The following is a 19,576-nucleotide window of genomic DNA, read 5'->3' as shown; positions in this document are numbered from 1 at the left end:
AGACTCGCATGAAAACGTCCAACGCCAACTACCTGGAGCGCCGCTCCGAGATCGAGAACTACTTCGATCGCACGGCAGCCCAGGCCTGGGAGCGCCTCACCTCCAACGCGCCAGTGGGCCGCATTCGTGCCTCAGTCCGCGCCGGGCGTGACCAGATGCGCAGCACATTGCTGAGCTGGTTGCCGCAAGACATGCAGGGCCTGCGGCTGCTGGACGCCGGCTGCGGCACCGGCGCGCTGGCGCTGCAAGCCATGCAACGCGGCGCCGAAGTGGTGGCGATTGACCTTTCGCCCACCTTGGTGGCGCTCGGGCGCGAACGCAACGTCACGCTGCCACCCAACGGACGCGGTGGCAGCATCGAATACCGCTCGGGCGACATGCTGGACGACGCGCTGGGCCAGTTCGACCACGTGGTGGCGATGGACTCGGTGATCCACTACGACACGCCCGACATCGCCAACGCCATCGCGCGGCTCGCCGCCCGCACGCGCGGCAGCGTGCTCTTCACCATCGCGCCCAGCAGCCCGCTTCTGAGCGTGGCCCACACGCTGGGCCGCTTCTTTCCGCGCAGCGACCGCTCGCCCGCGCTCACGCCGGTGTCGCAGGCCCGCCTGCGGGCCGCGCTGGTGCAACGCCTGGATGGCTGGAATGAAGGGCGCAGCCAGCGCGTCTCCAGCGGTTTCTACACCTCACAGGCCTGGGAGTGGACGCGGTGAACCTGCAGCGCCTCCTGTCGCCCTCCTGGGCGATGAACATCACCCTTCGCTACGCACCGTTTGCGGACGCGGCCTCGGCCGACCTGCCGCTGGGCCGCTTGCTGCGCCTGTCGTTGTTCCAGGCGTCGATCGGCATGACCATCGCCCTGCTGGTGGGCACGCTCAACCGCGTGATGATCGTGGAGTTGAATGTGCCGGCCTGGTGGGTCGCACTTTCGGTGGCGCTGCCGCTGGTGTTTGCGCCGCTGCGAGCGCTCATCGGCTACCGCAGCGACACGCATCCTTCAGCGCTCGGGTTGAAGCGCATGCCCTACATGTGGATCGGCACACTGCTCATGTTTGGCGGCCTGGCCATCATGCCGTTCGCGCTGTTGCTGCTCACCGTGGCCGATGCCGGCGTATGGGCCGGGCGCATCGGTGCGGCACTGGCTTTTCTCCTGGTGGGGGCCGGCATGCAGATCACCCAGACCGCAGGCATGGCGCTGGCCAGCGACCTTTCCCCCGAGGACCGGCGCCCGCGCGTGGTGGCTCTGCTCTACAGCACGCTGCTGGTGGGCATGATCCTGGGCAGCGCGCTGCTGGGTTTCGTGCTGATCGACTTCACGCCCACGCGCCTGGTGCAGGTGGTGCAGGGCGCAGCGGTGGTGGTGGCCCTGCTCAACATCACCTCGCTCTGGAAACAGGAACCGCGCCAGCCCCGGCGCGGCGCGCGTCCCCCCGATGGCTTTTCGAGGAGCTGGCATCGGCTCATGGCGATTCCGAAGATCAAGCGCTTTCTGTGGACGGTGGGTCTGGGTACGGTGGCTTTCAGCATGCAGGACATCGTGCTGGAGCCGTTTGGCGGGCAGGTGCTCGGGCTCGACGTGAGCCTGACCAGCGCGCTCACCGCCATGAGTGCGGGCGGCGCGCTGCTGGCCTTTGTGCTCTCGGCACGCTTCACCTCGCGCGGGCTCGACACCATCCGCCTCGCGGCATTCGGTGCCCTGCTGGGCCTGCCTGCCTTTGCCTGCGTGATCTTCGCGGCTCCCCTGCAATCGGCGTTGCTGTTCCAGATCGGCGCCGCCCTCATCGGCTTTTCGGGTGGGCTGTTCTCGGTGAGCATGCTGCTGGCGGCCATGGAGTTGCCCGAGCGCGAACTCACCGGCCTGGTGCTGGGTGCCTGGGGCGCCGTGCAGGCCACGGCAGCCGGCGTGTCCATGGCCATTGGCGGCGTGCTGCGCGATGTGGTCTCCAGCCTGGCCACCCACGGCTGGCTGGGCGAATCGCTCAATTCGCCGGCCACCGGCTACAGCTTCGTGTTCCACCTTGAGATCTACCTGCTCTTCGTGGTGCTGATCGCGTTGGGTCCGCTCGTGCGGCGCAACCCGGTGGGCACCACCGTTCGCCAACCTCACCCGATAGGCCTGGCCGAGTTGCCGGGTTGACACCACCAGGAGAACCACCATGGAAACAGGCGCCATCACCCAGTACGTCGACGTGGCACAGCTCGTGCTCTACGCGTTCTGGATCTTCTTTGCCGGACTGGTCTACTACCTTCTGCGCGAGAACCACCGCGAAGGCTATCCCATGGACCCTGGCCGGGAGAACGGTCCGAAAACAGGCGGATGGCCCCTGCCCGACAGCAAGACCTACAGGCTGCACGACGGCCGCGAAGTGCAGATTCCCACACCGGGGCGCGCCGATGGTGCCTACACCGCGCAGCCCACGCACCGCTGGGCCGGTGCGCCGCTGGAGCCGGTGGGCGACCCGTTGCTGGCTGGTGTGGGGCCGGGCGCCTGGGCGCAACGAACCGACGTGCCCGACATGACACTTGAAGGCCACGCGAAGATCGTGCCCCTGCGGGTGGCGAGCGACCACGGCGTGGCACTGCAGGACATCGACCCGCGGGGACTGCCGGTGATCGGCGCCGACCGGGAGGTGGCCGGCGAAGTCAAGGACCTGTGGGTGGACCGATCGGAGATGCTGTTCCGGTACCTGGAAGTGCAACTGGCCTCGGGCCGCTCGGTGCTGCTGCCCATGACCTTCTCGCGCATCCGCCGCAACGGGGTGCATGTGCAGGCGCTGCTGGCCGAGCAGTTCGCCAACGTGCCGGGCCTCGCCAACCCCGAGCAGGTGACCTTCCTGGAAGAAGAAAAGATCACCGCCTACTACGGTGCGGGCACGCTGTACGCGACACCGCGCCGCCAGGAGCCCATGCTGTGAACGCCCACCACGAGCATGAGTTCGAGGCCGCGCCGGGCCTGCCCGAGCCGCTGCCTCGCGGCGAGCGGCTGATCTGGCAAGGCAGCCCGGACTGGCGCATGCTGGCGATCCACGCCTTTCATGTGCGCAAGCTGGCGCTGTACTTCATGGCCATGCTGGCCCTGCAGTGGGTCTACCTGAGCGGCGATCCGGGCGCACCGCTGCTGCGTCCCTTGCTCACCAGTGCTGGCATGGCGTTGTTGGCGCTGGCCTTGCTGGGCACCACGGCGTGGTTCTCCGCTCGCACCACGCTCTACACGCTGACCGACCGTCGCATCGTCATGCGCATCGGCATTGTGCTCACACTCACCTTCAACCTGCCGCTTCGACAGGTTTCGGGCGCCGCCATCAGGCCACAGGCCCGCGGCCATGGCGACATCGCGCTCACCCTGTCGGGAACGGACCGCATTGCCTGGCTCAACCTCTGGCCCCATGCGCGGCCCTGGCAGCTGCGCCAGCCCCAGCCCAGCCTGCGCTGTGTACCCGACGCGCAAGCGGTGGGTGTGCGCATCCAGCAGGCCTGGAACGCCGTTCACCCCGATGCGCTGCCGGTGCGTGGTGAAGTGATCGCGCTGCCGGTGCGTGCGCCGCGCGAGAAACGCGTACCAGCGGTGACGGCATGAACACCCGCCACCCGTCACCACTGGGCATGGCCACCCCCTGGCCGGTACGGGCGCTGGGCGCCCTGCTGCTGGCCACTGTGGTGGCCGTGACCTGGCAATACAAGGTCAATGGCGGTGTGGTGTCCGACGAGGCCGGGGCCGTGCAATGGCAGCGCCTGCTTCAGTTCGAAGATCGACCCAACGGTGACATTGCCGTGATCGACGCCCACAGCCGCGAAGAGGTGGCGCGCTTCCAGGGCGAGCAGGGTTTTCTGCGCGGCAGCCTGCGTGCACTGGCGCGCGAGCGCAAGCGCACCGATTTCGGAGCCGACGTGCCGTTCGAGCTGACCGGTCATGTGGGCGGCCGCATCACGCTGATGGACAGAGCCACCGGCCAGCGCATTCCCCTCGAATCCTTCGGGCCCACCAACTCGGCTGTGTTCGCGCAACTGCAGTGGGCCCGGCCGGTTCCCTAATTTCTCACCCAGGAGCACGCCATGAACACCGTCACCGCCGAAATCGACCACGTCGACCGGCTCATGGATTCCGTGGAGAGTGCGGCCGACGCCAATGCCAAGGCCGTGAAGAGCACCGTGCTCTCACCGCGCTTCTACACCACCGACTTCAAGGCCATGGATGCGCTGGACGTGTCCAGCGTGCGCGCCGAGTGGGACGTGATGATGAAAGAGTACGAGGGCGACAACAACCACGATCACTTCCAGCGCGATGCGGCGTTTGCCGACGAGGTGCGCACGCTCATGCCGCAGCTCTCACCCGAGATGCGCCAGGAGTTCCTGGACTTCCTCATCAGTTCGTTGACCTCGGAGTTTTCCGGTTGCATCCTCTACAACGAGATTCGCAAGAACGTCAGCAACCCCGACATCCGGCAATTGATGACCTACATGGCGCGCGATGAGTCACGCCATGCCGGCTTCATCAACCAGTCGCTCAAGGACTTCAATCTCGGCATCGACCTGGGCAGCTTGAAGCGCACCAAGGCCTACACCTTCTTCAAGCCCAAGTACATCTTCTACGCCACGTACCTCAGCGAGAAGATTGGCTACGCACGCTACATCACGATCTTTCGCCAGCTCGAGCGCCACCCCGACAAGCGCTTCCACCCCATCTTTCGCTGGTTCGAGCGCTGGTGCAACGACGAATTCCGCCATGGTGAATCGTTCGCGCTGATCATGCGTTCGCAGCCCGCTCTGCTGCGAGGAGGCAACCGCCTGTGGATCCGATTTTTCATCCTGGCCGTCTACGCCACCATGTACGTGCGCGATCACACCCGCCCGCTGCTGCACGAGGCCATGGGTCTTCATTCCACCGAGTACGACTACACCGTGTTCCGCATCACCTCGGACATCTGCCGCCAGGTGTTCCCTATCGAGGTCGACATCGACCACCCGGTGTTTCGCCGCAGCATGGAGCGCCTGCTGAAGATATCGCTGGCGGCCGATCGCGCCACGAAGCGGGGCGGTGTGGTGGGGCGGTTGCGCAGGGGCGTGTGCGCGGTGCAGGCGGCCTGGACTTTCGGTCGGCTATACCTCGTGCCCGTCATCGAGCACGAGTTGCCCAGTGACATTCGCATGGACCCGGTCTGGTGAGTCGAAACCTGCAATGAACGACCTGCTTGCGCCGACGCTGTTTGCTCTGCTGTGCTGGTGGTTCGGTACAGGTGCCATCCTGTGGTTGGTGCGCCGGCCTCGCGCAAGCTTTCGCTGGAGCATGGGCGCGCTCAGCGTGCTGCTGGTGATCAGCCTGTGGACCACCTCGATCAGCATGCGCGACCACACGGTGGGCAGCGCCTATCTTGCTTTCGCCAGCGTCATCGTGATGTGGAGCTGGCACGAGATGGCATTCCTCACGGGCTGGCTCACTGGCCCGCGCCGCGCACCGCTGCAGGCAGGCGCGCACGGCTGGAGGCGCTTCACACAGTCGGTTCAGGTGATCCTGTGGCACGAACTGGCGCTGCTGGCCAATTTCGGCGTGCTGCTCTGGATGCAGCAGGGACAGTCGGGACACGTGGCCATCTGCACTTTCGCGCTGCTGTGGTGCATGCGTTTCTCGGCCAAGATGAATCTGTTCTTTGGTGTTCCCGAAACCGGCGAACAGTACCTGCCACGCCACCTGGTCTACCTGGCTTCCTACTTCAGGCGGCGACACGTCAGCGTCTTCTTCTACCTGGCCGTCGCGCTGTCGTGCGCGGTGTGGGCCTGGATGGTCTGGCAGGTGTCCGGTGGCGTGGCGACCATCACCACCGGGTGGGTGCTGCTGGCGGCCCTGCTCGGCCTGGCCATCGTGGAACACGTGATCATGGCCTTCCCCACGCCCATGCAAAAGCTGTGGGGCTGGGCCATGGAGAAGGCATGAACGCCTTCCGAACGCCCGACGATCTGTGGGCCACCCTCCCGCGGAGGGCGGCGGCACCGGAGATGCCCCATGCGGTGGTGATCGGCAGCGGCTTTGGTGGCCTGGCCTCGGCCATACGCCTGGCCGCCAGGGGCTGGCGCGTGACGGTGCTGGAAAAGCTCGACGCGCCCGGGGGGCGTGCCTACGTTCACCAGCAGAACGGTCATGTGTTCGACGCCGGGCCGACCATCATCACTGTGCCTTTTCTGTTCGAAGAGCTCTGGGCGCTTGCGGGTCGCAAGTTCAGTGACGACATCGAACTGCGCGCGCTCGATCCGTTCTACCGCATCCGATTCGCCGACGGAGATCACTTTGACTACAGCGGCGATCCGGCGAAGATGCGAGCCGAAGTGCGCCGCATCAGCCCCGGGGATGCAGCCGGCTACGAGCGCTTCATGGCCGAGGCCGATCACTGCTACCGGCTCGGCTTCGAGGCGCTGGGTGCCAAGGCATTCGACACCGTGGGTGACCTCATTCAGGCCAGTCCCGCCATCCTGAAAATGCGCGGCTGGCGCAGCCTGCACACCATGGTGGCCAGCCATCTCAGGCACCCCAAGCTGCGGATGGCCATGAGCCTGCAGAGCCTGTTGATCGGGGGAAACCCGTTTTCGGTGACCTGTATCTACAGCCTCATCAATGCACTGGAGCGCCAATACGGCGTGCACTGGGCGGTGGGGGGCACCGGGCGCCTGGTGAAAGGTCTGGTGGCGCTCCTGGAGGGGCAGGGCGGTGTGCTGCGCTGTGATGCCGAGGTGAAGCGCATCGAAGTGGACCGAGGCCGTGCCAGCGGTGTCACGCTGGCCAGCGGTGAGCGCATCTCGGCCGACATCGTGGTCTCCAATGCCGACACGGCATGGACCTACAGGCACCTCATCGAGCCGCAGCACCGTCGCCACTGGAGCGATCGGCGCATCGACCGCGGCCGCTATTCCATGAGTCTGTTCGTCTGGTACTTCGGCACCGACCGGCAGTACCCCGAGGTGCCCCACCACATGATGCTGCTGGGTCCTCGCTACAGGGAATTGCTGAAAGACATCTTTCGCCGCCACAAACTGGCCGACGACTTCAGCCTGTACCTGCATCGGCCCACCGCGAGCGACGCCTCCATGGCGCCCCCTGGCCACGACACCTTCTACGCGCTGGCCCCGGTGCCGCACCTGGACAGCGGCACCGACTGGGCAGCGCAGGCCGAACCATTTCGCCGCTCGATGGCCGAGCTGCTGGAGCGCACGGTGCTGCCAGGTCTGCAGAGCCGCCTCAGCGCAACGCTCATCACCACCCCGCAGGATTTTCACGACCGACTGCTGTCCTTCAAGGGGGCCGCCTTCGGGCTGGAACCGCTGCTGCTGCAAAGCGCCTGGTTCCGCCCGCACAACCGCAGCGAGGACATCGAGGGCCTTTACATGGTGGGCGCCAGCACGCACCCCGGCGCCGGCGTACCCGGCGTGCTCATGTCGGCCAAGGCGCTGGATTCGGTGGTGCCCGATGCCACAACCCATGCCCACACCCATGCCCACATCCATGCTGGCATCCGCTGAATCTGCTTCGAAGCCGCAAGTGGACGACCTGGACGCCTGCGTGGCGCTCATGCGCACGGGTTCCCGCACCTTCTTCGCGGCCAGTCGCCTGTTGCCTCATCGCGTGCGCGCCTCGTCGATTGCGCTCTACGCTTTCTGCCGTGTGGCCGACGACCTGGTGGACGACGGCGGCACCGCGCTTGACCAGGCACTGGCCTCCCTGTCCCACCGCCTGGATCGCATCTATGCCGGCTTGCCCCTGGACCACGTGGAAGACCATGCCCTGGCGGTGGTGGTGGCGCGGCACCAGTTGCCACGCGCCTTGCTGGACGCCCTGCTCGACGGCTTTGCCTGGGACGCACAGGGCCGCCGCTACGACACGCTGGAAGACCTGCACGACTACGGCGCGCGCGTGGCCGGCAGTGTGGGCGCCATGATGTGCTGGATCATGGGCGTTCGCAGCCCGCAGGCGCTGGCCCGTGCGTGTGAGCTGGGTGTGGCCATGCAACTGACCAACATCGCGCGCGACGTCGGCGAGGATGCCCGAAACGGCCGCCTCTACCTGCCCGCTCAATGGCTGGTGCAGGCCGGTATCGACCCGCACACCTGGTTGCAGCGGCCCGCCTGCACCCCGGCGCTGCAAGGCGTCGTTTCGCGCCTGCTCGACGAGGCCGACCGGCTTTACCAGCAGGCCGGCGCGGGCATCGGGATGCTGCCACGCGACTGCCGCTCGGCCATCCGTGCCGCCCGCCTCATCTACGCTGAAATCGGTCAGCAGTTGCGACGTGATGGCCTGGACCCGCTGCGTCAGCGCGCGGTGGTGCCGACGACGCGCAAGTTGATGCTGCTGGCCAGTGCCTCGGTGTCCTCGGCATGGACGGGGCCTTCGGCCAACGACGTGCCGCCGCTGGCCGCCGTGGCTTACCTGGTGGAGCATTGCGATACCGGCGCACTGGCGCTGGACATGTGCGAGCGCGGCGCCGTGGCCACCAAGCCCCTGGGCGAGCGCGTGGTGTGGATGCTGGAACTCTTCGAGCGTCTGGAGGCGCAGCGCATCCGTGAGCGCGGCGAGGGGGCACGGGAGCGCGGCTACTCGCACTGAACAGTGGCCGCCCTCTCCGAAGGGAATCCCTGTTGTCACTACAGTGTGGACACTGGATGCCGCACCAGGCGGTGCCCGCGCTGGAGCACACCATGCAGATCAAGGAACTGGCCCGTGCAACGGGCGTGGACGTGGAGACCATACGCTTCTACGAGAAGGAAGGCCTGTTGCCCGAGCCGGCGCGGCTGGACAACGGCTACCGCAACTACGAGCAGCCCCACCTGGAGCGGCTTTCCTTCATTCGCCATTGCCGCGCGCTGGACATGCCGCTTGTCGACGTGAAGCGCCTGCTGGGCTTCGTGGACGATCCCCGGGGGCATTGCCTCAACGTGGACGACCTGGTGGACGAGCAGCTCAGCCGCGTGCGTGCACGGCTCAAGAGCATGCGTGCGCTGGAGAAGCAGCTGCTGCAATTGCGCTCGCGCTGCACCGGCGAGCACGCAGAAGGCGGGCCCTGCGGCATTCTCGATGAGCTGGTGTCGGCGGCCCACGGTGAAGCCTGCGCCTGTCACCCCGAAGCCTGAAGCCTGTATCCACAGGTTGCGTGTGTTACCGGGTTGTTGCGATGCGAGAGCGGCGCGCCGCCTTAGCATGGTTTTCCAGCAGCCGCTGGAGTGGACATCTCAACCTGCAGGAGGAACCCATGGCACAGACCGCACACATTGTTGGCAAAGTCGAGTTCCGTGAGGGTGAAGGCCCGAATCTCATCATCCGTCCGGGTCCGGTGAGCGTGGAGACTGGCCTGATCGACGCCACCCTGAGCTGGGAAGACGAAGAGACACACAACTCGGCCGCCATGCCCCTGGTGGATTTCGCCCGCTATCTCGACGAAGGCAAGATCACGCTCAACGCCTGAGACCTTTCGGAGCTCATCGGCAATTTTTGCCGCAACTCCGGTGACGCTGGTGCGTCGGACCATGCCGGGCGACCCGTTGATGCGGGAGCGCTGCCTGCCCCGTACGTGGTTCCTGCACAAGACCGCGCCGAAAGGGCGTCGCATGACATCCTTTCTCACCACCCTGCCGGGCAAGAACTGGCTGCCTGCCGCGATGTCGAACGCCGAATGGCCGCAACCAGGATGAAACTCAACCTCTCAAGCCGGTGTGACCTGCAAAGCAAAGCCGATCTGCTGAAGCCTGCGGATCACGCGATTGGCGGTTTTCGTTGCGTCAGCACGGTCGAAGTGAGCGTCGCCTGCTCCCCGTCTGATGTGCACGGGGGGCCGCATGGCGCAGAGCGCACGCCTCGTTGGCGAGGTGGGATGCCGCGAAGGCGACGCACCGTACATCGTCACCCGGTTCGCAGACAGGGGTTTCAGATCGTCACACGCGTGCCGAGCTCCACCACCGCGTTGCCAGGCAGGCGGAAGTAGTCCACCACGCCGCCTGCGTTTCGGCTCATGGCGGCGAACAGGTGTTCGCGCCAGGCCGTCATGCCGCTGCCTGGCGTGGGCACCACGGTCTCGCGGCTGAGGAAGTAGCTGGTCTCGAAGACGGGCACGCGCAGACCGTGCGATTCGGTCAACGTCAGTGCCCTGGGCACGTCGGGCGTGTTCATGAAGCCGAAATGCAGCGTGACGCGCCAGAAGCCGCGCCCCAGCGGCTCCACTTGCACCCTTTCGTCCATGGGCACCCATGGCACTTCATGGAACACCACGGTCAGGATCACGTTGCGCTCGTGCAGCACTTCGTTGTGCTTGAGGTTGTGCAACAGCGCCTGCGGCACGGTGGAGGGATCGGCCACCGGGTACACGGCAGTGCGCGAAGCGCGTTTCGCGGTGGCTGGATCGAGGCTGTCGATGAAGGGTTGCAGCTCCAGGCCCTCCTTGCGGATGCTCTCCAGCAGCATGTCCCGCCCGCGCGACCAGGTGCTCATCACGCCGAACAGCAGCAGGCCCAGCGCCAGCGGGAACCAGCCGCCGTCGAAGAACTTGATCGCGCAGCCTGCCACCAGCAGCGCATCAATGGAGAGGAAGAACACGGTGGCGCTCACCGCCACAGTCCGGGGCAGGCGCCAGCCTTCGCTGACGACGAAGTAGGTGAGGACCGTGGTGATCGTCATGGTGAGCGTGACGGCAATACCATAGGCACCGGCCAGCGCCGATGAACTGCCGAATCCCACCACCGCCGCCACCACGCCGGCCATGAGCAGCCAGTTCACGGCGGGCATGTAGATCTGCCCGGCCTCCCGCGCCGAGGTGTAGCGCACCGTCATGCGGGGCAGGAAACCGAGCTGGATGGCTTGCTTGGTCATCGAGTACGCACCGGAAATCACCGCCTGCGAGGCGATGATCGCAGCCATGGTGGCGAGCACCAGCGCCGGCAACACCCAGGCTTCAGAAAACAAGCGGTAGAACGGATTCTCAATGGCGGTGGGATCTCCCATCAGCAACGCGCCCTGGCCCATGTAGTTGATGGCCAGGCCTGGCAGCACCAGGCTCATCCAGGCCAGCTGGATCGGTTTGCGCCCGAAATGTCCCATGTCGGCGTAAAGCGCCTCTGCGCCCGTGATCGCAAGCACGATGGCCCCCACGGCGGCAAACACCTTCCAGCCGCGCTCCATCAGGAAGTTCCAGGCGTACACCGGGTTGAGCGCGCTCAGGATGGCGGGCTGGTCGACGATGTGAACGATGCCCGTGATGCCCAGCGTGATGAACCACAACACGATGATGGGGCCGAAGAGCTTGCCGACCAGGCCGGTGCCGAATCGCTGCACGGCAAACAGGCCCAGCACAATGGCAACGGTGATCGGTATGACGAAAGGACCGAGCACCGGCGTGACGAGCTGCAGGCCCTCCATGGCGCCCAGCACCGAAATGGCGGGCGTGATGACGCTGTCGCCGTAAAACAGCGTGGCGCCGAACACACCCAGCAGCAAAAGGGCGCGGCGCAGCGCAGGGCGCCCGCGCACTGCCCGCGCGGCCAGTGCCGTGAGCGCCAAGCCGCCACCTTCGCCCCGGTTGTCGGCGCGCAGGATCAGGGTGACGTATTTCAAGGTGACCACCAGCATGAGCGCCCAGAAGATCACCGAGACCGCGCCGATCAGGTTTTGCGCGTTGAGGACCACACCGGTGGCGGGAGCGAAGATTTCCTTGACGGTGTAGAGCGGGCTGGTGCCGATGTCGCCATAGACGACGCCGATGGCGCCGAGGGTGAGGGCCGCGGTGCCTTGCCGGCGCAAGGTGTTGGAAGGCGAATCGACGTCAAGCGTAGAAGCGGTCGAGGACATGAATGGACGGACGAGGTGGAGAGGAATCGCAGCGTACCGATGGGTGCATCAGGAACGCATAAGGATGGTCTGCACCTCGTCAGTCGTCGCCCTCCACGAGCCGGTAGCCCACGCCGGGTTCTGTCAACAGGCGTCTGGGATCGGCAGCGTCGGCCTCCAGCTTGGCACGCAACTGGCCCATGTACAGGCGCAGGTAGTGCGTGTGCTCGGTGAACTCGGCGCCCCACACGTCGGCCAGCAGCTGCCGGTGCGTGACCACCTGGCCAGCGCTTCGCACCAGCCGCGCGAGCAGTTTGAACTCGGTGGGCGTGAGGTGTACGTCCTCGCCGGCGCGTTGCACGCGGTGCGCACGCAGGTCGATGTCCAGTTCCGCCTGCCTGAAATGCGTCACCGCAGGCTGCGTAGCAGTACCCCGATGTCGCAAGGCCACGCGCATGCGTGCGAGCAGTTCGCCCAGCGGGAAAGGTTTGACCAGGTAGTCGTCGGCGCCGGCGTCGAGAAGGCGAATCTTCGGGTCTTCGGTCTCGCGCGCGGAGATCACGATCACCGGGGTGCCGCGTCCTGCTCGCAACGCCGCCAGCAGCGACTCGCCATCGCCATCGGGCAGACCGAGGTCGAGCAGCACGATGTGGATACCGCCCTGTGTGCCTGCGTGGACCCGCAGCGCATGCGCATCGGCCAGACTCGCTGCAGACAGGACTTCATAGCCTTCCACGCGAAGCGATTCGCTCAGGGTGTGGCGAAGTTCGCGGTCGTCCTCGACGAGCAGCACGCGCAGGCTCACGGCGTGGCCTCCATGGCAAGAGCCTGCGAATCCGGCGCTGGCAGCATGCATTCGAAACTGCAGCCGCCACCTTCGCGCTCGTGCAGCACGAGTTCTCCCCCGTGGGCGCGTGCGATGAGGCGGCAAAGCGCCAGGCCCACGCCGGCACCTCGGCGCGGCCCCGCACCGGACTCGCCTCGCTGGAAGGCATCGAACACGCGCTCGCGCCATGCGGGTGCAATGCCCGGGCCACGGTCGCGCACGGCCATGCACACCATGTTGGCTTCGCGTGTCACCACGATCTCGACCGGCGCCGAATCGCCGCCGTGCTTGAGTGCGTTGTCCACCAGGTTGTCGAGCAGTTGCACCAGCAACACCGCATCACAACGCAGCAAGGGCAGGGTGGGCTGCACGCGGGCCAGAACCTGCCGCGAAGGCTGGCGTTGGCGCGTGCGGCGTAGCACCGTGCCCACGATCTCCTCGGCCGACTCCCAGTCCAGGTGCAGGGCCAGGCCCGGCTGGTCCAGGCGCGCGAGCTGCAGCGTGTTGTCGGTGATGCGGCCGAGTTGTCCCGCCTCGTCGATGATGGTGGCGGCCAGGCGCTGGCGCTGTCCCGCCGAAAGTCGATCAGCCTGGTCGTGCAGCGACGATGCCGCACCCAGGATGGTGGCCAGTGGCGTTCGGTAGTCGTGCGAGATGGCCGCCAGCAAGGTGTTGCGAAGGCGTTGGGCGGCGGCCTCTTCGCGCGCAGAAGCGGCCGCACGCGTGGCAGCGGCACGCTCCAGAGCCAGGCCCATCTGGTCGCACAGTGCTTGGCCATGAGCGCGCAACGTGGCATCGGCTTCGGGCAGCGCATCGGTCGGCAGCAGCGCGGCGCCCAGGCCGCCGCTGCGTCCGCGAAGCGGCAGGTACCAGGCTCTCTGCTCTTCGTGGCGCCCCGTGCCAGGGCCCATGTCCCTGGCCTGTCGCAGGCTCGCCCACAGGCCTTCCCATTCTTCGCTGGTGGCGTTGCCGATGCGGGTCGTTCCGCCGCTGTGAATCAGCAGCGCGACCGGCCGGCGCACCAGCGCGGCCAGCGTGGCCTGCAGGTCGGCGATGCGCTGGTGCGGGTCGTCGGCATCGCGCAGCACGTCCCCAAAATCCTGTAGCTGGCGCGCCCGCTGTGCGAGCAGCCGCTCGGCCTCGGCCAGGCGGCGCTGGCGCGCCATGAGCAGGGCCACCATCCAGCTCACCGAGAGCATGGTGACGAGCAGCAGCGCATGCTGATGCAGATCGACCGTCAAGGTGCCCTGGGGTGGCACGAAGACAAAGTTGAAGGCCAGCACCGCCACTGCGCAAGCCGCCATGGAGGCCACCGGTGGCAACCAGAGGGCGGCCAGTGCGGAGGCCAGCACCAGCAGCATGGCCAGGTTGGCCAGGTCGAGCACGACCTGCAGCCCCACCATGGCCAGCCAGGCCAGAGCCCAGACCATCGCGCCTGGCCAGCGCAGCGGGGCGTGCGGTGCATGGGGCGGTGTGGTGTACGGCGGCGGCATCGCCCGCAACGTAGCACACCTGGCGTCAGGATCGCATCAGGAACGCGCCAAAGCGCCCAGGTCCCTGGTGAAGGGTCGCCCGGCACTTGCGAGGCCGCGCGGGTACCGCCTCAGTACAGGCGCACCGCGACATCGAAGTGCCAGGTGCGGCGGATCTCGATCACGTCGTACTGCCGCGCCAGGGCGGGCGGGAACGCCGGGTACATGGCCTGACTGCTCACAATGCGCGGGATCGCTTCGTCGATCGCGGCCACGCCGCTGGAGCTGACGAAGGTCACCGACTCCACCGAGCCGTCGCTGCGGATGGCCACCGTCACGACCGGATTGGCGTGCGGCTGACGTGCGGCTTCACGGACCATTTCGATGGTCATGTTCATCTGGATCTTGCGTGCCCATGCCTCGGCGTAGCGGACCAGTTCCTCATTGGGGTCTGATCGGCCGTAGAGGCGCGCCCGGCGCAAGCTGCTCCAGGATGAGGGCAGGTCGCGGGCGGCCTCCGCGGCGGCGCGGCGGTCGGCTTCTTCGTTCAACTGCCGCCCGATGGCGCGCAGCCGCTCCTCTCGCCGGGCTTCCGCTTCCTGTTTCTCCGCCTGCAGGCGAGCGGCTTCGGTGCGTGCCGCGTCCTGTCGGGTGCGCTCCTGCAGCGCGGCTTCCTGCTGTGCCGCCGCTGCCTGCGCTGCGGCTTGCTGGGCTGCCGCTGCCTGGGCGGCCGCCTCGCGCTCGTTTTCAAGCCGTGCGGCTTCGACCCTGGCAGCTTCCTGGCGCTCGGCTTCTTGCCTGGCAGCTTGTTGGCGAGCGGCCTCCTGGGCTGCTGCCCGCTGCTCCGCTGCCTCACGCGCTGCGGCTTCCTCGCGCTCGGCGGCTTGTTGTGCGGCTTGCTCGCGTTGTGCTTCCAGTCGCGCGGCTTCGGCGCGCGAGGCCTGTTGCAGCGCTTGCGCCTGGCGTGCCGCGTCTGCCTGTGCGGCTGCCTGTGCGGCTGCCTGTCTCGCATCCAGTTCCCGCTGCGCCGCTTCGGCTTGTGCAGCGGCCTGCCGCGCCAGGGCTTCCCGGCGTTCGGCTTCGATCCTGGCGCGTTCGGCTTCCTGGGCGGCAGCCTGCCGAGCGGCCGCTTCCCGCCGTTCTGCTTCCACCCGTTCGGCCTCCACCCGTTCGGCCTCCACCCGTTCGGCCTCCACCCGTTCGGCTTCGGTGCGCGCGGCCTGCTGGCGAAGGGTTTCCTGGCGCTCGGCTTCTGCCGCTGCCCTGGCCTGTCGCGCAGCGGCCTCCTGGCGTTCGGCTTCCTGGCGTTCGGCTTCCTGGCGGGCGGCGAGCTGCCGTTCGGCGTCCAGGCGTTCCATCTCCAATCGGGCGGTTTCGGCACGCGCCTCATCGGCCCGGGCAGATTCCTGTCGCATCACTTCCTGCCGGGCCAGCTCCTGGCGCTCGGCTTCCTGCCGTTCGACTTCGAGCCTTGCGGCTTCAGCCCGCGTGGCTTCTTGCTGCGCCGCCTCCTGGCGTTCGGCGTCCACCCGAGCTGCTTCCTGCCGAGCTGCTTCCTGACGTGCCGCCTCTGCCCGAGCGGCAGCCTGCCGCGCCATCTCGCGCTGGATCGCAGCTTGCCTGGCCGCTTCCTGCCGCTCGGTCTCCAGCCGTGCGGTTTCGAGGCGCTCGGCCTCCTGCCGTTGTGCCTCCAGCAGAACGGCAGCGTCCACCATCGCCAGTTCGGTGGCGGGCACGAGCTGTGGGCGGGCCTCAGGGGGCGGAGGGCTGGGTGCAGCGTCGATCGCCGGTGAGGGCGTTACCGGCGCGGCCGGCCGAGGGGGCGCCGTGGCTTTGGCCTGCTGCACGCGCTTGGGCCGGGTGGCAGCGGTCGCAGCGGCGGACCGCACCGATGTTTCGGCCACCGCCGACGGTGCGGGCAGTGGCGTCAGGCGCACGTGCAGCGGGGGTGCTTCGGCGCGGCGTTCCTGCCACGGGAAGGCCAGGCCCGGCAGCCCGAAGGCCTGGCTGCCGAAGGTCAGACTCAGCAACAGCAGGTGCGCCAACGCGGAGATGAGCAACGCCAGCCGCATGCGCGTGTGCTCTGGCACCCAGCCCCGGCCGCGCCGCCACCCATGGGCGAGCGCCTGCGGCAGCGACTGCACCGACCTGCGCTCGAAAGTGGACGCCGGCCAGACGCTGGAGCCCGATGATTTCAAGCGCCCCCCACCTTCGCGGGCCTGGCGAGCGGACCCGTGGCCTGCCGATCAGGGGCCGGCCAGGGCGCCGTGGGGTGTGGGATGGGCTGCATCCGGGCCATTGTCCTATCCAATCCGCCCGTCCCGTGCGGCGAATCTCACGCTGCAAGGTGTCTTGGGTCCCGGCGCCGATCGCGCGCCGGGCTACTTGCCGTATCGCCAGCGTTTGTACCAGCCGGTCTGGCTGACCACCGTGAAGACGAGCGCCGCCAGGATCAGGGCCGACAGCGGCGTGGTGAAGAACTCGGTCACGAACAGGCCCACGTCTTCGCCGGTGGAGAGCATGGTCTGGCGGTAGCTGCGGTCCATGAGCGGTCCCAGGATCATGCCCAGGACCACCGGTCCGACCTGGAAGCCATACATCTTGAGGAAGTAGCCGAGCAGGCCGAAGCCCAGCATCCAGTAGACGTCCACCGGGTTGTTGTTGATGGCGTAGGCGCCCACTGCCGAGAGCACCAGGATCAGGGGCAGCAGCACCGGCTTGGGCGTCTCGACAATCTTGGCGAAGAGCTTGATGCCGGTGAGGCCGAAGATCAGCAGGAAGATGTTGGCCAGCGTGAGCGAGCCGACGATGAACCAGAACAGGTGCGGTGTCTCGATCATCAGCAGCGGCCCGGGTTTGAGGCCGTGGATGTAGAGCGCGCTGATGATGACGGCCGTGACGGCATCGCCCGGGATGCCCAGCGTGAGCATGGGCACGTAGGCACCACCAACAGACGCGTTGTTGGCCGATTCGGGCGCCACCAGTCCTTCGTAGGCACCTTCTCCAAACGGTCGGGATGGGTCCTTCACCGTGCGCTTGGCGTGGTCGTAGGCCATGAGCGAGGCGATGTCACCACCAGCGCCGGGCAGTGCGCCCACCACCACGCCGATGGCCGAGGTGCGCGTGGCCAGCGGCAGGTGCTTGCGAACCAGCGCCCAGGACGGAATGATCTTGCTGACGTTCTGCTTGATCGCCTTGAGCTTGAGCTCGTGCAGCTGCGCGATCACCTCGGACACGCCGAAGAAACCGATCATGGCCGCGATGTAGGAGATGCCAGCCGACATTTGCAGGTTGCCAAAGGTCAGGCGCTGCTCGCCGGTCATGGGGTCCAGACCGACGCAGGAAATGAGGGCGCCGAGCGCACCGGCAAAGATGCCTTTGGACAGCGATTCGCCCGACAGGCTCCCCACGAGCAGGATGCCCCAGATCGCCAGCAGCAGGTATTCACGCGGGCCAAACTTCAACGCCAGGCTGGACACCGCAGGCGCGGCCACCGCCAGTGCGAGGATGCCGATGAACCCGCCGTAGACCGAAACGATGGTGGTGAGGCCGATGGCCTGGCCAGCTTCGCCGCGCTTGGCCAGGGGATAGCCATCGAGCCCTGTGGCGATCGCAGCTGGCGAGCCTGGAATGTTGAGCAGGATGGCGCTGCGGGAGCCGCCGTAGACGCCGCCGAGGTAGATGCCCGAGATCAGCGCCAGTGCGTGGTTGACCTCCCACTTGAAGGTGAAGGAGATCAGGATCGACACCGCCATCGTGACCGAGAGGCCGGGAATGGCGCCAATATAGATGCCGGCAAAAGTGCCCAGTGCGGTGAGCAGCAGCATCCGGATGTCCAGCCAGGACATCAGGAAATATCCCAGGGCTTCCATCATTTCAGCAGCTCCGGCAGGTAGGGGCCGACCAGGCTGCCGGCGGGCAGGATGACCGAGAAGGCGGCACGGAAGACGATGAAGATGGTTGCGAGCACCAGCGCACTGATGAGCAGATTGAACACCACGCGGCGACTGCCCAGCAGGTACATGGAAAGGGCCAGGAAAAGATAGGACGCGACCAGGAACCCGAGCAACTCCATGCCCAGCATGTAGAGCAGGATGAGGGCGGAGAACAGCACCAGTTGCAGCGGCGTGATCCGGCGCACGAACTGCTGCACGGTGGTTTCGCCGTTCTCAAGAATCAGTTTCTTGCGCGCCGACTTCACCACGTTCAACAGGCCGGTGATGGCCATCGTGATGGCACAGAACGACGGGAACGTGCCCGGCGCGGCCAGCGAATCGAAGCTGGAGATGTGGTAAGCCGTCCAGAGCAGGAACAGGCTCACGAGAACCAGCAGGACCATGAAGGTCAGCTCGCCGGCCAGTCGCGGATGGCTGGTGTGCATCTTGTGTTTCCTCGGAGGATGGGGCGGGTGGTCCGGTCGCGGCAGGCGCCGGACCACCAGGTCCCGGCGTCAGGGCTTGGCGATGCCCAGGGTGGCGGGGTCAACCTTGGCCGTGCCGGCGGTCTGGTAGAGCCAGGCGGTGGTGGACTGCCACTTCTTGATGAAGGCCTCGGCCTCGGCGCCGCTCAGGTTGAGCATGGTGGTGCCACGGCCTTCCATCAGCTTGCGGTATTGCGGGTTCTCGCCCGCCTTCTTGAAGGCGGCCACCAGCTTGGCCTTGACGGGGTCAGGCGTTTCCTTGCGCACGAACACACCGTACCACGAGCCCCACGGCAGGTATTTGGGCAGGGCGCGCAGCGAAGGCGCATCCGTCATGGGCGGGATGCCCTGGAACGGCTTGTTGTCCAGCACACCCAGTGCCTTGAGACGGCCCGCCTTCACGTGTTCGATGACCGCGCCCGAGGCGATGAACCCGAAGTCGATGTGGCCGCCCTGCAGCGCGGCGATGGCTGGGCCGTCGCCGTCAAAGGGCACCAGGATGGTTTCAAAGTTGGTGAGGCTTTTCACCATGGTGTTGACCGTGTAAGGCACCGTGCCTTGACCGGCGAGGTACTGCTTGAGCTTCTTGGGGTTTGCCTGCACGTGGCTGAGCAGATCCTGCATGGTGTTCCAGGGAGCGTCGTTGCGTGCCACGAGGATGATGGAGTTGGCGATGGCCGCGATGTTCACGGGGTAGAACTTGTCGTAGTCGAAGTCGGCCATGCCCATCACACGGAACAGCGCCTGTGGTTCCGCCCCCATGAGCAGGGTGTAGCCATCGGCGGGCTGCTGCAGCACGAAGTTCGCGCCGATGGCGCCAGCGGCACCTGGCTTGTTCTGCAGCACGATCTTCTTGCCCAGCGCCTCTTCGGCGTAGGGCGCATAGCCCCGCATGGCCACATCGGTACCGCCGCCGGCACCCCACTGGATCACGGCCGTCACGTCGCGCTCGGGATAGCCCTGGGCCTGCGCCTGCCCGCCCAGTGTGGCGGCGGCCAGCGCGGCCACGGCCGCCCCGAGGAACTGACGTTTGAACTTCTGCATGGTTTGGTCTCCTTCGT

At 66.8% G+C, this 19,576-nt stretch carries 18 protein-coding genes; 11 read left to right on the top strand and 7 right to left on the bottom strand.

Features of this window, described 5'->3' with window-relative positions; genetic code table 11:
• Positions 1–8 precede the first annotated feature (8 nt).
• From bchM to AB7F11_RS04600, 11 genes are all read left to right on the top strand, one after another.
• Positions 9–716, top strand: coding sequence for a magnesium protoporphyrin IX methyltransferase (gene bchM / locus AB7F11_RS04650; protein WP_428288545.1), 708 nt, complete (start codon positions 9–11; stop codon positions 714–716).
• Positions 717–748: 32 nt separating this feature from the next.
• On the top strand, positions 749–2,140 hold the full coding sequence (locus AB7F11_RS04645; RefSeq protein WP_428299860.1) for a BCD family MFS transporter: 1,392 nt from the start codon (positions 749–751) through the stop codon (positions 2,138–2,140).
• A 19-nt stretch (positions 2,141–2,159) separates the two neighbouring features.
• Positions 2,160–2,918 (top strand): photosynthetic reaction center subunit H, encoded by a 759-nt coding sequence (gene puhA / locus AB7F11_RS04640; protein WP_428288543.1) that lies wholly within the window; start codon positions 2,160–2,162, stop codon positions 2,916–2,918.
• The gene (puhB, locus tag AB7F11_RS04635) at positions 2,915–3,580 is read left to right on the top strand and encodes a photosynthetic complex putative assembly protein PuhB (RefSeq protein WP_428288542.1); all 666 of its coding nucleotides are present in this window, start codon (positions 2,915–2,917) and stop codon (positions 3,578–3,580) included. The genes puhA and puhB overlap by 4 nt, the downstream gene beginning before the upstream one ends.
• Positions 3,577–4,035: a photosynthetic complex assembly protein PuhC gene (gene puhC / locus AB7F11_RS04630; RefSeq protein ID WP_428288541.1), complete on the top strand. Its 459-nt coding sequence runs from the start codon at positions 3,577–3,579 to the stop codon at positions 4,033–4,035. The genes puhB and puhC overlap by 4 nt, the downstream gene beginning before the upstream one ends.
• A 21-nt stretch (positions 4,036–4,056) precedes the next feature.
• Entirely contained in the window at positions 4,057–5,166 is a 1,110-nt protein-coding gene (gene acsF / locus AB7F11_RS04625; RefSeq protein ID WP_428288540.1) for a magnesium-protoporphyrin IX monomethyl ester (oxidative) cyclase, read from the top strand.
• 13 nt (positions 5,167–5,179) lie between these two features.
• Positions 5,180–5,932, top strand: a complete 753-nt coding sequence (gene puhE, locus AB7F11_RS04620) for a putative photosynthetic complex assembly protein PuhE (protein WP_428288539.1) — start codon at positions 5,180–5,182, stop codon at positions 5,930–5,932.
• On the top strand, positions 5,929–7,509 hold the full coding sequence (locus AB7F11_RS04615) for a phytoene desaturase (protein ID WP_428288538.1): 1,581 nt from the start codon (positions 5,929–5,931) through the stop codon (positions 7,507–7,509). The genes puhE and AB7F11_RS04615 overlap by 4 nt, the downstream gene beginning before the upstream one ends.
• Positions 7,481–8,590, top strand: a complete 1,110-nt coding sequence (locus AB7F11_RS04610; protein WP_428288537.1) for a phytoene/squalene synthase family protein — start codon at positions 7,481–7,483, stop codon at positions 8,588–8,590. The genes AB7F11_RS04615 and AB7F11_RS04610 overlap by 29 nt, the downstream gene beginning before the upstream one ends.
• A 92-nt stretch (positions 8,591–8,682) precedes the next feature.
• Positions 8,683–9,114 (top strand): Cd(II)/Pb(II)-responsive transcriptional regulator, encoded by a 432-nt coding sequence (locus AB7F11_RS04605; RefSeq protein WP_428288555.1) that lies wholly within the window; start codon positions 8,683–8,685, stop codon positions 9,112–9,114.
• 119 nt (positions 9,115–9,233) lie between these two features.
• A complete protein-coding gene (locus AB7F11_RS04600) occupies positions 9,234–9,446 on the top strand; it encodes a hypothetical protein (protein WP_428288536.1) in 213 nt (70 codons plus the stop codon).
• A gap of 458 nt (positions 9,447–9,904) precedes the next feature.
• On the opposite strand, the gene AB7F11_RS04595 is transcribed toward AB7F11_RS04600, so the two are convergent.
• The 7 genes from AB7F11_RS04595 to AB7F11_RS04565 form a co-directional block, all read right to left on the bottom strand.
• Complete coding sequence (locus AB7F11_RS04595; protein WP_428288534.1) at positions 9,905–11,818, bottom strand: potassium transporter Kup; 1,914 nt, start codon at positions 11,816–11,818, stop codon at positions 9,905–9,907.
• 79 nt (positions 11,819–11,897) lie between these two features.
• On the bottom strand, positions 11,898–12,602 hold the full coding sequence (locus AB7F11_RS04590; protein ID WP_428288533.1) for a winged helix-turn-helix domain-containing protein: 705 nt from the start codon (positions 12,600–12,602) through the stop codon (positions 11,898–11,900).
• Positions 12,599–14,116, bottom strand: coding sequence for a sensor histidine kinase (locus AB7F11_RS04585; protein WP_428288532.1), 1,518 nt, complete (start codon positions 14,114–14,116; stop codon positions 12,599–12,601). The genes AB7F11_RS04590 and AB7F11_RS04585 overlap by 4 nt, the downstream gene beginning before the upstream one ends.
• 110 nt (positions 14,117–14,226) lie before the next feature.
• Positions 14,227–16,293, bottom strand: coding sequence for a TonB C-terminal domain-containing protein (locus AB7F11_RS04580; protein WP_428288531.1), 2,067 nt, complete (start codon positions 16,291–16,293; stop codon positions 14,227–14,229).
• A gap of 183 nt (positions 16,294–16,476) precedes the next feature.
• Positions 16,477–17,970, bottom strand: coding sequence for a tripartite tricarboxylate transporter permease (locus AB7F11_RS04575; RefSeq protein WP_428299859.1), 1,494 nt, complete (start codon positions 17,968–17,970; stop codon positions 16,477–16,479).
• Positions 17,967–18,476: a tripartite tricarboxylate transporter TctB family protein gene (locus tag AB7F11_RS04570; protein WP_428288529.1), complete on the bottom strand. Its 510-nt coding sequence runs from the start codon at positions 18,474–18,476 to the stop codon at positions 17,967–17,969. Before AB7F11_RS04570 ends, AB7F11_RS04575 begins: the two co-directional genes overlap by 4 nt.
• Before the next feature lie 69 nt (positions 18,477–18,545).
• Positions 18,546–19,559 carry a tripartite tricarboxylate transporter substrate binding protein gene (locus tag AB7F11_RS04565; protein ID WP_428288528.1) on the bottom strand — a complete coding sequence of 338 codons (1,014 nt, stop codon included), beginning with the start codon at positions 19,557–19,559 and terminating at the stop codon, positions 18,546–18,548.
• Between the last annotated feature and the right edge of the window lie 17 nt (positions 19,560–19,576).

The organism is Hydrogenophaga sp. (assembly GCF_050250835.1).
Taxonomy (GTDB): Bacteria; Pseudomonadota; Gammaproteobacteria; order Burkholderiales; family Burkholderiaceae_C; genus Hydrogenophaga.
Note: the sequence above shows the minus strand (reverse complement) of the source record. Positions and strands in the feature narration are given on the sequence as shown.